The 14,482-nt window shown below is 61.6% G+C and carries 12 protein-coding genes; 5 read left to right on the top strand and 7 right to left on the bottom strand.

Going from position 1 to position 14,482, the window contains the following annotated elements:
* Window positions 1–49 precede the first annotated feature (49 nt).
* Window positions 50–532, top strand: coding sequence for a chemotaxis protein CheW (locus tag ABNT42_RS10350; RefSeq protein WP_348696694.1), 483 nt, complete (start codon window positions 50–52; stop codon window positions 530–532).
* 64 nt (window positions 533–596) lie between these two features.
* Here the strand turns inward: ABNT42_RS10350 and ABNT42_RS10345 are convergent, their stop codons facing one another.
* The 4 genes from ABNT42_RS10345 to ABNT42_RS10330 form a co-directional block, all read right to left on the bottom strand.
* On the bottom strand, window positions 597–2,654 hold the full coding sequence (locus ABNT42_RS10345) for an ATP-binding cassette domain-containing protein (RefSeq protein WP_348696692.1): 2,058 nt from the start codon (window positions 2,652–2,654) through the stop codon (window positions 597–599).
* A gap of 42 nt (window positions 2,655–2,696) precedes the next feature.
* Window positions 2,697–3,584 carry a 50S ribosomal protein L3 N(5)-glutamine methyltransferase gene (gene prmB / locus ABNT42_RS10340; protein WP_348696691.1) on the bottom strand — a complete coding sequence of 296 codons (888 nt, stop codon included), beginning with the start codon at window positions 3,582–3,584 and terminating at the stop codon, window positions 2,697–2,699.
* Between the two features lie 67 nt (window positions 3,585–3,651).
* Entirely contained in the window at window positions 3,652–4,785 is a 1,134-nt protein-coding gene (dapE, locus tag ABNT42_RS10335; protein WP_348696689.1) for a succinyl-diaminopimelate desuccinylase, read from the bottom strand.
* Window positions 4,786–4,794: 9 nt separating this feature from the next.
* The gene (locus tag ABNT42_RS10330) at window positions 4,795–5,148 is read right to left on the bottom strand and encodes an ArsC family reductase (RefSeq protein ID WP_348696687.1); all 354 of its coding nucleotides are present in this window, start codon (window positions 5,146–5,148) and stop codon (window positions 4,795–4,797) included.
* Between the two features lie 363 nt (window positions 5,149–5,511).
* On the opposite strand from ABNT42_RS10330, the gene ABNT42_RS10325 reads away from it, so the two are divergent.
* From ABNT42_RS10325 to ABNT42_RS10310, 4 genes are all read left to right on the top strand, one after another.
* Window positions 5,512–7,152, top strand: coding sequence for a methyl-accepting chemotaxis protein (locus ABNT42_RS10325; protein ID WP_348696685.1), 1,641 nt, complete (start codon window positions 5,512–5,514; stop codon window positions 7,150–7,152).
* 149 nt (window positions 7,153–7,301) lie between these two features.
* A complete protein-coding gene (locus ABNT42_RS10320; RefSeq protein WP_348696683.1) occupies window positions 7,302–8,603 on the top strand; it encodes a diguanylate cyclase in 1,302 nt (433 codons plus the stop codon).
* Window positions 8,590–10,563: a TonB-dependent receptor gene (locus ABNT42_RS10315; RefSeq protein ID WP_348696681.1), complete on the top strand. Its 1,974-nt coding sequence runs from the start codon at window positions 8,590–8,592 to the stop codon at window positions 10,561–10,563. Before ABNT42_RS10320 ends, ABNT42_RS10315 begins: the two co-directional genes overlap by 14 nt.
* The gene (locus tag ABNT42_RS10310) at window positions 10,560–11,060 is read left to right on the top strand and encodes a YfiR family protein (RefSeq protein ID WP_348696679.1); all 501 of its coding nucleotides are present in this window, start codon (window positions 10,560–10,562) and stop codon (window positions 11,058–11,060) included. The genes ABNT42_RS10315 and ABNT42_RS10310 overlap by 4 nt, the downstream gene beginning before the upstream one ends.
* Window positions 11,061–11,080: 20 nt before the next feature.
* On the opposite strand, the gene ABNT42_RS10305 is transcribed toward ABNT42_RS10310, so the two are convergent.
* Genes ABNT42_RS10305 through dapC form a run of 3 tightly spaced genes read right to left on the bottom strand, consistent with a single transcriptional unit; the run spans window position 11,081 to window position 14,330 of the window.
* Window positions 11,081–12,220, bottom strand: a complete 1,140-nt coding sequence (locus ABNT42_RS10305) for a PilT/PilU family type 4a pilus ATPase (protein WP_348696677.1) — start codon at window positions 12,218–12,220, stop codon at window positions 11,081–11,083.
* A 56-nt stretch (window positions 12,221–12,276) separates the two neighbouring features.
* A complete protein-coding gene (gene dapD, locus ABNT42_RS10300) occupies window positions 12,277–13,104 on the bottom strand; it encodes a 2,3,4,5-tetrahydropyridine-2,6-dicarboxylate N-succinyltransferase (protein WP_348696675.1) in 828 nt (275 codons plus the stop codon).
* A gap of 11 nt (window positions 13,105–13,115) precedes the next feature.
* A complete protein-coding gene (gene dapC / locus ABNT42_RS10295; protein ID WP_348696673.1) occupies window positions 13,116–14,330 on the bottom strand; it encodes a succinyldiaminopimelate transaminase in 1,215 nt (404 codons plus the stop codon).
* Window positions 14,331–14,482: the final 152 nt, after the last annotated feature.

Here is a 14,482-nt window from a genome sequence, read left to right as displayed (position 1 = left end):
CCGCTGCGGCTAGGATGAGACATGCCTGTTATCCGACGAAAGGATGATCATGTCCGGTTTGACTATGCACGACCAAGGCGCTGCAGCGGGCGCCGGCCAGTATCTGGTGTTCCGCCTCGGCGGGCTCGATTATGCGCTGGATTTCGCCAAGGTGAAGGAACTGCGGCCCTTGCAGGCGCTGGAACGCTTTGCCACGGCGGGGGAGATCGTGGCGGGGGTGGCCGTCTCGCACGGCGTCATCATGCCCATTGTCGATATGCGGGTGGCGTTCGGCCCCCGTCCGCCGCAGCACGATCCGCGCACCGACGTGATCATCCTGCAGCTGGCTGACGCCGTGGTGGGCATCGTGGTGGATGGGATTACCGATGTGGTGACGCTGTCGCTGGAGCAGGTGCAGCCGATTGCCGGTGCGGCCGGCGTCGACTATCTGCTGGGGCGGGGCGAGGTGGATGGTCGCCGCCTGATCGTGGTCGATATCGAGAAGCTGATGTCAGTGCGTAAAGCGCCGGTGGGTGTGCGGCAGGCAGCGTAGACAGCGGCTGGACGTGGAATTGCGTAGCAGGCCGGCGCCTACGTCGCCTGCCACGCCGTGGCCGTCAGGCCAGCGCTTCCAGCTGTTCGTGCAGCGACAGCCACTCGCTTTCCAGCTCGCCCAGCTCGCGTGTAACGTCGGTCTGTTCGGCCAGCAGCTTGATCAGACGGGGCTTGTTGGCCGCATCATAGATATCGGGCTCGGCCAGCTGTGCTTCGATCTGGCTTTTCTGGGTGCTGCGCTTGGCCATCTGCTCGTCGACTTTCTTCAGCTTCTGTTCCAGCGGCTTGCGCTGGGCTGACAGGCGCTGGCGATCTTCCGCCGCCTGCCGCTTCTGTTCCTTGCTCTGGAAACTGCTGACCGCTGCGGCTCCGCTGTTGGCGGCTGGCGCTGCGCTGGCTGGCGCAGATGCTGGCGCGCTAGCCGGAGCCGGAGCCACCGGCGACGTCACCGGATAATCGGTCTGGTTGGCTTTGCCCGCAGCGGGCAGCACATCGGTGCCTTTCCCCAGCTTGGTTTGCATCATCCAGTCTTTGTAGTCATCCAGATCGCCGTCAAACGGTTGCAGCTTGCCGTCGGCCACGATGATGAACTGGTCGGTAGTGGCGCGCAGCAGGTGCCTATCGTGCGATACCACCACCAGCGTACCTTCGAACTGGGCCAGTGCCTCCGTCAGCGCTTCGCGGGTTTCCAGATCCAGGTGGTTGGTCGGTTCATCAAGCAGCAGCAGGTTAGGGCGCTGCCAGACGATCAGGGCCAGTGCCAGACGGGCTTTCTCGCCACCGGAAAACGGAGCGATCGGGCTGGTGACCATGGTGCCGGGGAAGTTGAATCCGCCCAGGAAGTTGCGCAGTTCCTGTTCGCGTACGGTCGGGGCGATCTTGGCCAGATGCCACAGCGGCGATTCGTCGTGGCGCAGCATTTCTACCTGATGCTGGGCGAAGTAGCCGATGTTGAGGCCTTTGCCCACGGTGGCCGTACCCGTCAGCGGTGCCAGTTCGCCGGCGATGGTCTTGATCAGGGTCGATTTACCGGCACCATTCACACCCAGCAGGCCGATACGCTGGCCGATCTGCAGCGAGAAGTTGATGTGGTTGACGATGGTCTTGCTGCTGATCTCGCCCGTCTTCTCGTCTTCGCTGCGGTAGCCGGCATCCACGTCTTCCATCACCAGCAGCGGGTTGGGCGCGTTGAGCGGTTCGCGGAATTCGAACGAGAATTCGGCCGCGGCGCGCAGCGGCGCCAGTTCTTCCATCTTGGCCAGCGCCTTCATACGGCTCTGGGCCTGACGGGCTTTGGAAGCCTTGGCCTTGAAGCGGTTGATGAAGGACTCGAGGTGGGCGCGTTTGCGCTGCTGCTTTTCCATGGCACCGGCGGCCAGTATCATCTGGGCGGCGCGCTGGCGCTCGAACGAGGAGTAGTTGCCCGAGTAGCGTTTCAGTTTGCGCTCGTCGATGTGCACGATGACGTTGACGATTTCGTCGAGGAAGTCGCGATCGTGCGAGATGATCAAGAGCGTGCCGGTATAGCGTTTCAGCCAGTCTTCCAGCCAGATGATGGCGTCCAGATCCAGGTGGTTGGTCGGTTCGTCGAGCAGCAGCAGGTCGGATGGGCACATCAGCGCCTGCGCCAGATTCAGGCGCATACGCCAGCCGCCCGAGAAGCTGGACACGGGCTGCTTCATCTGCTCCAGCGTAAAGCCCAGCCCCAGCAGCAGCTGTTCGCCGCGCGACTGCACGGTGTAGGCGTCGGCATCGGCCAGCGCGCTATAGATTTCGCCCATGGCGAGACCATTCTCGCTCGATTCCGGCTCCGCTTCCAGCCGCGCCAGTTCCGCCTCCAGCTTGCGCAGATTGACGTCGCCATCGATGGCGTAATCCAGCGCAGCCCGTTCCAGCGGCGGGGTTTCCTGTGCCACGTAAGCGACGCGCCATTTGGCCGGGAAATCGATCTCGCCCTGATCCGGATGCAGCTCGTTGCGCATCATGGCGAACAGGCTGGATTTGCCGGCGCCGTTCGCGCCGATCAGGCCGATCTTGTCGCCAGGGTTGAGAGTGACATCGACCTGTTCCAGCAGCGGCTTCACGCCGCGCATCAGGCTTACTTGGATAAAACGGATCATCGGTGGTTCTTCTTATCGGGGCTAGGGGTACAGCGTGGTGGATTACAGCTTGAGCTGGTCGGCGGTGAGCAGGAACACCATGTCATCGCCATTGCTGGTGGTGAGCCAGGTCAGGCCCAGTTCACCGAAGGCCGCTTCGGCGAAATCGCGCTCGTTGCCAATTTCGACGATCAGCAGGCCGTCATCGGTCAGGCGCTCGGCAGCACCGGCGACGATTTTGCGTACCAGATCCATGCCGTCTTTGCCGCCGTCGAGCGCCAGTTCCGGCTCGGCGCGGTATTCCATCGGCAGCTTGCTCATGGAAGCCGAATTCACATACGGCGGGTTGGTGATGATCAGATCGTATTTCTTGTCCGGTACATTGGTGTACAGGTCGGACTGGATCAGGGTCAGGCGCTCCTGCAGTTCGTAGGTGGCGACGTTTTTCTTCGCCACCTCCAGCGCGTCGGCCGAAATATCCACGGCATCGACTTCTGCATCGGGGAAGGCGTCAGCCAGCATGATGGCCAGACAGCCGGAGCCAGTGCACAGTTCCAGCACGTTGCGCACGTTTTCCGGTTCCGTGACCCACGGCGCGAAGTATTGCGGAATCAGTTCGGCGATGAAGGAGCGCGGCACGATGGTGCGCTCGTCCACGTAGAAGCGGTAGCTACCCAGCCAGGCTTCGTTGGTGATGTAGGCAGCCGGCACCCGTTCGTTGGTGCGGCGGTCGATCACGGCCAGCACGGCAGCGATTTCTTCGGCCAGCAGTTTGGCATCGAGGAAGGGCTCCAGACGGTCCAGCGGCAGCTTGAGGGTGTGCAGAATCAGGTAGGCCGCTTCATCGAAGGCCTCGGTGCTGCCATGGCCGAAAAACAGGCCGGCAGCATTGAAGCGGGACACAGCATAGCGCAGCAGGTCGCGCGGCGTGGTGAATGGAGTGGTATTCATAGCTCTCTAGTTATAACGGTCAACAGGGCACGCACGCCGCGCGCAGGCAGATCAGGCGACAGCAGGATCAGGCCAGCAGGTTTTCCAGCGTACGGCGGTAGATATTCTTCAGCGGATCGACGAAACGCAGTTCGATATGTTCGTCGATCTTGTGGATACTGGCATTGGGAGGGCCGAATTCTATCACCTGAGGGCAGATCTGCGCGATAAAGCGGCCATCCGAGGTGCCGCCCGTGGTCGACAGTTCCGTCTCCACGCCCGTCTCGCTACGGATCGCTGCCGACAACGCATCGCTCAGCGTACCGCGCGGGGTCAGGAAGGGCAGGCCGCTGAGCGCCCATTTCAGGTCATAGTGCAGGCCGTGCTTATCCAGAATGGCGTGCACGCGGCGTTTGAGTTCCTCGTGGGTGCTGGCGGTGGAGAAGCGGAAGTTGAAGTCGATCACCATCTCGCCCGGAATTACGTTATTGGCGCCCGTGCCGGCATTGATGTTGGACATCTGCCACGAGGTTGGCAGATAGTATTCATTGCCTTCGTCCCAGCGTTCGGCCACCAGTTCGGCCAGTGCCGGTGCAGCCAGATGGATAGGGTTGCGCGCCAGTTGCGGGTAGGCGATGTGGCCCTGCACCCCCTTGATGGTGAGTTTGCCCGAGAGCGAACCGCGGCGGCCGTTCTTGATCATGTCGCCCAGCGTTTCGTCCGAGGTCGGTTCGCCGACGATGCAGTAGTCCAGCACTTCGCCCCGTTCCTTGAGCATATTGCACACCACCACCGTGCCATCCGTGGCCGGACCTTCTTCATCGCTGGTGATCAGGAAGCCGATCGAACCTCGGTGCTCGGGATGGGCGGCGATGAATTCCTCACACGCTACCACCATGCCGGCAATCGACGTTTTCATGTCAGCCGCGCCACGGCCGTACAGTTTGCCATCGCGATGGGTAGGGTTAAACGGTTCCGAGCGCCATTGTTCGACCGGACCCGTAGGCACCACGTCGGTATGGCCGGCAAACACCAGCAGCGGTGCGGTCGTGCCTTTGCGGGCCCACAGATTGGTCACGCCGTTCGATTCGATGGTTTCGCACACAAAGCCCAGCGGTTCGAGCAGGCTGATCAGGTGTGCCTGACAGCCGCGGTCGTCCGGTGTCACGGAGGATAGCGCAATCAGTTTCTCGGTCAGGGCCAGGGTACGGGAAGGAGTCATGGTCATGGTTCAGGAATTGAAAATCTGTTCATATTGCGCGGCGGAAAAACCGACCGCGTACTGGCCATCCTTGTCGAGCACAGGGCGTTTGATCACGGAAGGCTGTTCCAGCATCAGGGCAATCGCGCTGGCATCGTCGACGATGGCGGCTTTGCGCTCGTCCGGCAAATTGCGCCAGGTCAAGCCTTTCTTGTTGATCAAGACGTCGCGCGGCACTTGTTGTATCCATGCGGCAACAATTTCGGCGCTCAATCCCTGTTTTTTAAAGTCGTGAAACACGGTTTGCGGGTAGTGCTCCGCAAGCCAGACGCGGGCTTTCTTGACAGTATCGCAATTCGGAATGCCGTAGACGGTGATATGCATAGGCTAATTATCAGGCTCGCTGAGGGTAGTGTTAGAGGAAGGCGGCGCTAGCATACCATGCGCAGCTCGCCACCGGCGGCGAGGGCGCGATTTCCTAACCGATTTCCAGCCGTTTGAAAACTGAATAAATCAAGCGATTTACATTAAGAAAAATTCAGTATTTTTAAGATTGCTTAACAATTTTCACGGTGCTAAAGTTCCCGCATGCAACTAAGAGTTGCCTGCCATAAATGCAAGCCATGAACCCGCTTGTGCTCTCACTTTGGCAAGGTCTGCCCGATACAACGCGCCAGAATTTTTTGCAAGTTAGCTGAATTGTGGAATGTTCAACAGACACCCCGCGATCGATCTTTAGGGAATGCCATGCGCAATAACGGACCAGTTACCAACGTCGAGTACGTACTCAGGGATGACGAGACCATCGTCTCCAAGACTGATTTGAAAGGGAATATCACCTACGTCAATCAGGACTTCGTCAAGATTAGCGGCTACACCGAGCAGGAGTTGATGGGCGCGCCGCAGAATATCCTGCGCCACCCCGACATGCCGGCCGCTGCCTTTGCCGATATGTGGCATTGCCTGCAAAAGGGACAGGCCTGGAACGGCGTGGTCAAGAACCGCAGCAAGAATGGCGATCACTACTGGGTAGAAGCCAATGCCGCGCCCGTGGTGGAACATGGCCGCGTGATCGGCTATACCTCGATCCGCATCAAACCTAGCCGCGAGAAAGTCAAAGCGGCGGAAGCGGCGTACAAGCTGCTGCGCGAAGGCGCCACCCATATCCATGTGCGGCACGGTCAGGTGGTACCGGCCCGTCACAAGAGCCGTTTCAGCCTGCGCCGCATCACCAGCCTGAGTGGCCGGCTGGCGCTGGCGGGTGGTCTGTCCGTGTTTGTCACGCTGGCCACTGCCATGTTCGTGGCGCAAGGCATGCTGATGTGGGCCAGCTGCAGTGCGCTGCTGTCGGTGCTGCTGGCCGGGGTGCTGTGGGGTGTGGCGTATAACAATGCGGTGGAACCGCTGAACCAGATCCGTCACGATATCGAACAGATGAGCGATGGCGATCTGACCCGTCATATCGAAGCGCGCGGCTGCAAGGAGGCCAAAGATGCGCTGCAGGCGCTGCGGATTCTGCAGATTAACGTCAAGCTGCTGATCGGCCAGATCAAGGAGTCGAGCGATGTGGTCAGCCGCGGCGCGGTTGAAATGGCCGAAGGTAATCAGGAACTGTCGTCCCGCACGGAAGCGCAAGCCAGTTCGCTGGAACAGACCGCCGCTTCGATGGAAGAACTGACGCAGGCGGTGCGCGACAACGCCGAACATGCCAACAAGGCCAATGTGCTGGTGGATACTGCCGCAGAGGTGGCTGCGCAGGGCGGTGAAGTGGTGCGCAAGGTGGTGGCGAATATGGAAGAGATCACCGAAGGTTCGCGCCGCATCACGGAGATCATCAGCGTGATTGACGGTATCGCCTTCCAGACCAATATTCTGGCGCTGAATGCTGCAGTAGAGGCGGCGCGTGCCGGTGAACAGGGCCGTGGCTTTGCCGTGGTGGCCTCGGAAGTGCGCACGCTGGCGCAGCGCTCGGCTGCTGCCGCCAAGGAAATCAAGGGCGTGATCGAAGCGTCGTCGCAGGCCGTGGCCAGCGGCAGCCAGTCGGTGGCCGATGCCGGACGCATCATGCAGACCATCGTCAGCTCGGTGGCGGAAGTGCACACCCACGTGGCCGATATCAGCATGGCCAGCAATGACCAGCATGGCGGCATCGAGCAGGTTAATGAAGCGATCATTCATCTGGATGAAATCACCCAGCAGAATGCTGCCGTGACGGAGCAGGCGTCTGCTGTCGCCAGCGATATGCGCGACCATGCGCTGCATCTGGGCCAGCTGGTGAACCAGTTCAAACTGGTGAACATCTCGTCGCAACGCGCGCCCGTCGCTGAACGTCAGCCGCAGGTGGCGCAAGGTCAGCCGGCCCGCCGCGCCCTGCAACTAGCCTCCTGACGCTTTGGTGGCGGCGCCGCCACGCCGGCGCCGCTTAAGCGCGACTTTTCACGGTATTACGCTTACAATTTCGGAAAGAAGATTCCTTACGGAAAAACCGATTTCCGCGGCTGCGCCAGCACGGCGCGCCCAGTCTGTTGCAAGCGCCCATGAAACCAGCTACTTCCGCCGTGCTGCCTCCTGCCGACTCACTGGTCAAACGACTGACCCGGCTGAATCTGCGCTTGCTCAGCATGACCATGGTGCTGACTTTTCTGCTGCTGGCCACTGCTACCTGGTATGTGGCGCGCGAACGCCAGCTGCACAGTGCCGAACTGAGTGCCAGCCTGCTGGCCAATAGTGTCTCCCCCATGCTGGTGTTTGCCGATCGCGGCGCCGCCCAGATCGAACTGGAAGCCTTCTCGCGCCGTAGTGATCTGCAGCTCGTGCAGGTGCAGACCGCCGATGGCGTGCTGTTCGCCCACTGGCAGGCCGGGCGGCAGGCCGCGCCTGCACAGGCCGAGCTGCCGCCCGCCGGTCTGGCGCTGGCCGGGGTGCAGAGTACTGCGGGCTGGAGTGCACTGGAAGTGTGGGCGCCGATCCGGCTCAAGAATGAGCTGGTAGGGGTGCTGGTGCTGCGCGAAAGTCTGGCCAGCCTGCACTTATCGTTGCTGTTACTGAGTACGGTGGCAATCGCCCTGATGGTCCTGATGATACTGGTGGCATGGCGCGGGCTGGTGCTGGTACAGCGCCGTGCGCTGCGTCCGCTGGTGGAATTGTCCCATCTGGCCGAGCAGATTGCGCAGCAGCGCGATTACAGCAAGCGTGCCACCATCTACCGGCGCGATGAAGTGGGGCGGCTGAGCGAACGCTTCAACGAAATGCTCAAGCGCATAGAAATCTGGCAGGCCGATTTGCGTCTGCAGCTGGCGCAGGAACATGAGGCGGGGCAGAAATTCCAGCGGCTGGCGCACAAGGATAGCCTGACCGGACTACCCAACCGGCTGTTCTTTCAGGGGGAACTTCAGCGCCACTTGACGCTGTGCGTGGACCACGGCGAGCTGATGGCGCTGATGTTTATCGATCTGGATAACTTCAAGAAGGTCAACGACCAGTATGGCCACGATGTGGGCGATGAAGTGCTGTGCGAGGTATCGCGCCGCATGTCGGCTGCGGTGCGCTCGCGCGATGTGCTGTGCCGGCTGGGCGGCGACGAGTTTGCCCTGATCCTGCCGGAACTGCCCGACGAGGCAGTGGCCGAACAGCTGGCCCAGCGCCTGATCGATGCGGTGCGCGTGACCATGACCATCCGTGGCGCCGTGATGCCGATCGGCGCCACCGTGGGGCTGGCCTTTGCGCCGATCGATGCGACGGAAGCAACGGCGCTGCTGAACGCTTCCGATCACGCCATGTACGAAGCCAAGCGGGCTGGCAAAAATACTTTCAGGAGGCCACAGCATGGCCAGACTTAAGCACGCCGGCAGCGTGGTGCTGGCGCTGCTGCTATGGCAGGCGCAGGCCCAGGCCCAGCAGAATGGCGCAGGCGATCCCCCGACACTGGAAGAACTGCTGAAACAGAGTAGCAACGAAGTCACGCGCGAGATCGAGGAATCCACTTCTTCGCGATTTGCCCGCAGTGCCACGCAGGCACCGGCTGTGACCTATGTGGTTACGGACAATGAAATCGCCCGTCTGGCCCTGCGCAATATGGGCGACATTCTGCGTACCATGCCGGGGCTGTACGTCAAGGACGATGGCGAGTTCTATTACGTGGGCGCGCGGGGGCTGGGCCGTCCCGGTGATTACAATGCGCGCCTGCTGTTCCTGATCGATGGTATGCGCATCAACGAAAACATCTACGATGCGGGCCTGATCGGACCGGAGTTCATGGTCGATGTGGATCTGATCGACCGGGTCGAATATGCGCCCGGTCCCGGCTCGGCGCTCTACGGGAATAATGCCTTCTTCGGTGTGGTCAACATCATCACCAAGGGCGTGGACAAGCTGCACGGCGTGCAGGCCCGCGTGAATACCGATAGCCAGCGCAAACGCGAAGGACGCCTGAGTGTGGGCCACCGCTCGGAGCAGGGCTGGGAGAGCTGGCTGGCGCTCAGCGCATTCGAACAGACACGCATCGGCATGCAGTTTCTGGTGCGGCCCGATCTGCAGGAGCAGGTGAGCGAACATAACTGGGACCGTGGCCAGCGCCTGCTGGGCATGTTCAAATATGGCGACTGGACCTTGCGGGCCGGTGCCAGCCGGCGCGAGCATGGCATGGCCGAATTCATCGGCGACGCTGCGCCGGTGCCTATCGTGCAGGACCGGCGCATCTCGGAAAACGGTTTTGCCGTCATGGAGTATCAGCGTAGCCTGGGGCAGGACTGGCTGGTATATGCTGCACTGTCGGCCAAGCATACCGACTACGTGGGCATCTATCCCTTCATCGATACGGCCATGCGCTGGAACGAATACCGCAGCCGTGCCCGCGGTAGCTGGTGGAATGCCGATCTGCGCATCAGTACCCAGCGCTGGCACAACCATAATCTGATGGCCGGCTTCGAATACCAGTACGATCGCACCCAGACCATAGACTATGGCCTCAGCGATGGCACGCTGTTCGAATATTTCTACGGCGTGAACCGGCGTCACGGCCTGTTCCTGCAGGATGCCTGGACGCTGAGTGACACCCAGCAGCTGACGCTGGGCCTGCGTCACGATGAAGCGCGCGCCGGTGGCGCCAGCACCAACCCCCGTCTGGCATGGAGCTGGAGCGGGGTGCCGGACGCCAGCCTGAAACTGATGTATGGCAGCGCTTTCCGCGCCGCCAATCTGTACGAATACCATGTGAATGCACCGCTCGAGGCGGCGCTGCCGACGCCGGAACGGATCCGTACGCTGGAACTGGCGTGGGAGCAGCGCCTGACGCCGCAGCTGCAGTACCGCGCTTCGCTCTACAGTTCGCGCATGCGTGACCTGATCAGCGTCAATCATGAACTGGGCGTATTCGAGAACAGTGGCGCCATCCGCAGCCATGGCATGGAACTGGGGCTGGAACGGCGCTGGTCCGCCGGCCAGCAGTGGCAACTGGGGGTGTCACTCCAGCGCACCACCGATAGCCAGGGGCAGCGGCTCGATAGTTCGCCCGGTGTGATGGTGAAATCGTCCTACGGATGGCCGCTGGCCGGTGAGCGCCTGCGCTGGAGCTGGCAGGTGCTGAGCGAAAGCCGTACCACCAGCCGCGGCCTGTCGCTGCCCGGCTACGCGCTGCTCAATAGCACGCTGCTGTGGCGTCCGGCCGGCTACGAGGTGGCGCTGTCGGTCTACAATCTGGCCGATGTGCGTTACTTTGCCCGTCCCGCCGGCGAAGGTTTTCCTCTGTTGCAGGACGGGCGTAGCGTACGCCTGACGCTGACGCGGAATTTCGGTCTATGAAGCCGCGCTACGCTGCGCACGGTCTGGCCGCCATGGCGCTGATGCTGTGCTGTGGTGGCGCTGCGGCGGCCGATCTGCTGCAACTGAAGGCGGCGTTCATTTATCGTTTTGCCCAGCTGACCCAGTGGCCACCGCCCCCGGCGCGCGAATTTACCTACTGCGTTGCGGGTGATGCGGCGTTGCAGGAAGCGCTGCGCGCGGTGGCGCAGAATGGTGCCCATATCGTTACCCTGAGCGAGCCGCAGCGGGCCGGCCAGTGCCAGCTACTGGTGCTGGGTAGCGGCGTGCGTGGTGATCTGCGCCGCTGGCAGGAAGCGCTGGGGGATGATCCGGTGCTGATCGTGGGCGAAACGCCGGAATCGTTCCGCAGTGGCGCCGTGATCGGGCTGGTGATCGAGCCGGATGGTCTGGCCTTCCGCATCAACCAGACCGAATCGCGGCGGCGCGGTCTGGCCATCAGCTACCAGATGCTGAAGCTGGCGCGCGAAGTGCGCTAGGCGCCTAGCTGTTCAGCTGTTCAGCCGTTCAGCTTAAAGCCGGAAAACGAAGTCGTCGCCGCGTCGGGCTGTGCTGCGCTGCTGCCGCTGCTGCGGCTATCCGGTCCGTTATTCAGTAGCCACAGCAGATTGGTAGCCGAATCGGCGTGAGCCAGCGCTTCATCCTGCGTGATCTGGCCCTGCTGCAGCAGCGCGAGCAAAGCCTGCTCGAAGGTTTGCGAGCCGGGTGACAGACTCTGTTCCATGGCGTCGCGGATCTGCACGATCTCGCCCTGTTCGATCAGCTCCGAGATGTGGCGGGTATTCAGCATCACTTCGACGGCAGCGGTGCGCTGGCCGCCGCTAGCTGAAGCCAGCAGGCGCTGGCTGACGATGGCTTTCAGGGTCGAGGCCAGATCCTGCAGCAGCGCAGGGCGGTTCTCGATCGGGTAGAAGCTGAGGATGCGGTGCAGCGCATTGTAGGCATTGTTGGCATGCAGGGTGGCGATCACCAGATGGCCGGACTGGGCATACGCGAGTGCGGCGGCCATCGCTTCGCGGTCGCGGATTTCGCCGATCACGATGCAGTCCGGCGCCTGCCGCATGGCGTTGCGCAGGGCGGTGGCGAAGTCGCTGGCATCGCTGCCGATTTCGCGCTGGTTGACGATGGATTTGCGGTTCTGGAACAGATATTCGATCGGGTCTTCCAGCGTCAGGATATGGCCGCTGCGTTCGGCATTGCGCTGGTCCAGCATGGCGGCAATGGTGGTGGATTTGCCGGAGCCGGTGGCGCCCACCATCAGCAGCAGGCCGCGCTTTTCCATGATCAGCTGGGCCAGCACGGGTGGCAGGCGCAGCTCGGTCAGGCTGGGTATGGCGGCGGGAATGTAGCGGAATACGGCGGAAATCTGTCCCCGCTGGCGGAAGGCCGACAGGCGGAAACGTCCCAGCCCGGGCACGCTGATGCCGATATTGAGTTCATTGCTGCGCGCCAGTTCGGCCAGCTGTTCTGGCGTGGCGATTTCGGCCAGCAGCGCATGGATGTTGTCGGCGCTGAGCGCCTGCTGGTTGATGGGGATGAGCTCGCCGTTGATTTTCAGATGCACCGGCGTCTGCACGGCGAAAAACATATCCGAAGCTTTCTGCTCCTGCATCAGCTGGAACAAGCGCTGCATGGCCATCACCACCTCCCCGCAAAAAAAAAGCGGGGATCAGATCCCCGCTGGTGCTGTCCGGCTTAGATACCGCGCAGCAGTTCGTTGATGCCGGTCTTGGCGCGGGTCTTGGCATCCACGCGTTTGACGATCACGGCGCAGTACAGCGAGTACTTGCCGTCATCCGAAGGCAGGCTGCCCGATACCACCACCGAGCCGGCCGGCACGCGGCCGTAGCTCACTTCGCCGGTAGCACGGTCGTAGATCTTGGTCGACTGGCCGATGTACACGCCCATCGAGATCACCGAGTTCTCTTCCACGATCACGCCTTCGACGATTTCCGAACGGGCGCCGATGAAGCAGTTGTCTTCGATGATGGTCGGATTGGCCTGCATCGGTTCCAGCACGCCACCGATGCCGACGCCGCCGGACAGGTGCACGTTCTTGCCGATCTGGGCGCAGGAGCCGACGGTAGCCCAGGTGTCGATCATGGCGCCTTCATCGACGTAGGCGCCGATGTTGACGTAGGAAGGCATCAGCACCACGTTCTTGGCGATGAAGGAACCACGACGTGCCACGGCAGGCGGCACCACGCGGAAACCGCCCTTTGCGAAATCTTCCGGCGTATAGTTGGCGAACTTGGTCGGAACCTTGTCGTAGAACTGCATGGTGCCGTCGGATGGCATAACGACGTTGTTCTCGAGGCGGAACGACAGCAGCACGGCTTTTTTGACCCACTGGTTGACCACCCAGTCAGCGCCGGTTTTTTCGGCCACGCGGATGGTGCCGGCATCCAGACCGGCGATCACGTGCGACACAGCGTCACGCAGTTCGGCGCTGCCATTGGCCGGGTTGATGTTGGCGCGGTCTTCCCATGCCTGGTCGATGATGTTCTGGAGTTGTTGGCTCATGATGTGCGGTCTTATTGAGTAAGGGATTTGCAGAATTGAACGATGCGCTGGGCAGCTTCCAGACCTTCTTCCGTTTCGGCGACCAGCGCCATACGGATACGGTTGCGGCCCGGATTGATGCCGTGGGCGTCGCGCGCCAGATAGCTGCCCGGCAGTACCGTGACATTATATTCGGCGTACAGACGCTGGGCGAATTCGGTGTCGCTCAGGCCCGTCTGGCTGACATCGGCCCACAGGTAGAAGCCGGCGTCCGGCAGTTCCACCTGCAGATGCGGCTGCAGCAGCGGGGTGATGGCGGCGAATTTCGCACGGTATTTTTCGCGGTTCTGTTCGACGTGGGTTTCGTCGTTCCAGGCCGCGACAGACGCAGCTTGCACGGCAGGGCTCATGGCGCCGCCGTGATAGGTGCGGTACAACAGGAATTTTTTCAGTACTTCGGCGTCGCCCGCCACAAAGCCCGAGCGCATGCCCGGTACGTTGGAGCGCTTGGACAGGCTGGAAAATACCACCAGCCGTGCATACGGGCGCTCGACCGTGGACAGGCCCAGTATGTGGGCTGCCTGCATGGCGCCCAGTGGCGCTTCGCTGCCGTGGTAGATCTCGGAATAGCATTCGTCGGCGGCGATCACGAAGTTATAGCGCTCGGACAGGGCAAACAGGTTTTCCCAGTCGGTCAGGCTGAGCACCGCGCCGGTCGGATTACCGGGCGAGCACAGGAACAGCAGCGCCACCCGTTGCCACACGTCGGCCGGAATGCTGTCGTAGTCGCAGCCGAAGTTGCGGCTAGGGTCGGAATTGACGAAATAGGGCTGGGCACCGGCCAGATAGGCCGCGCCTTCGTAGATCTGGTAGAACGGATTCGGGCTCACCACCAGCGATTTGGCGGCCGGATCGACCACCGTCTGGGTCAGGGCAAACAGCGCTTCGCGCGAGCCGTTGACGGGCAGGACCTGGGTGGCAGGGTTCAGTTTGGGAATGCCGTAGCGGCGTTCCAGCCAGCCGGCAATGGCACCGCGCAGGGCATCACTACCTACCGTGGTCGGGTAGTTGGCCAGACCATCGATATGGTCGATCAGCGCCTGCTGGATGAATTTCGGCGTAGGGTGCTTGGGCTCCCCCATGCCCAGACTGATGGCGCTATATTGGGGATTGGGACTAACCTGCGAGAACAGCTGGCGCAGTTTTTCGAACGGATAGGATTGCAGCTTGTCGAGATGTGGATTCACGTGACGGACCAGAGGCGGATCGTTGAAAAAAGAGCAGAATGCAATACAGCAGCCTGTCATTATAGCGTCTATGGCGCTGGCGCATCGGCTGCTGTGTCTATCATGTCAAATAATAAACGTCAGACAGCAGGGCGCGGGTGAGCTATGCCATA

This window comes from Duganella fentianensis (assembly GCF_964031615.1).
GTDB lineage: Bacteria > Pseudomonadota > Gammaproteobacteria > Burkholderiales > Burkholderiaceae_D > Rugamonas > Rugamonas fentianensis_A.
Note: the sequence above shows the minus strand (reverse complement) of the source record. Positions and strands in the feature narration are given on the sequence as shown.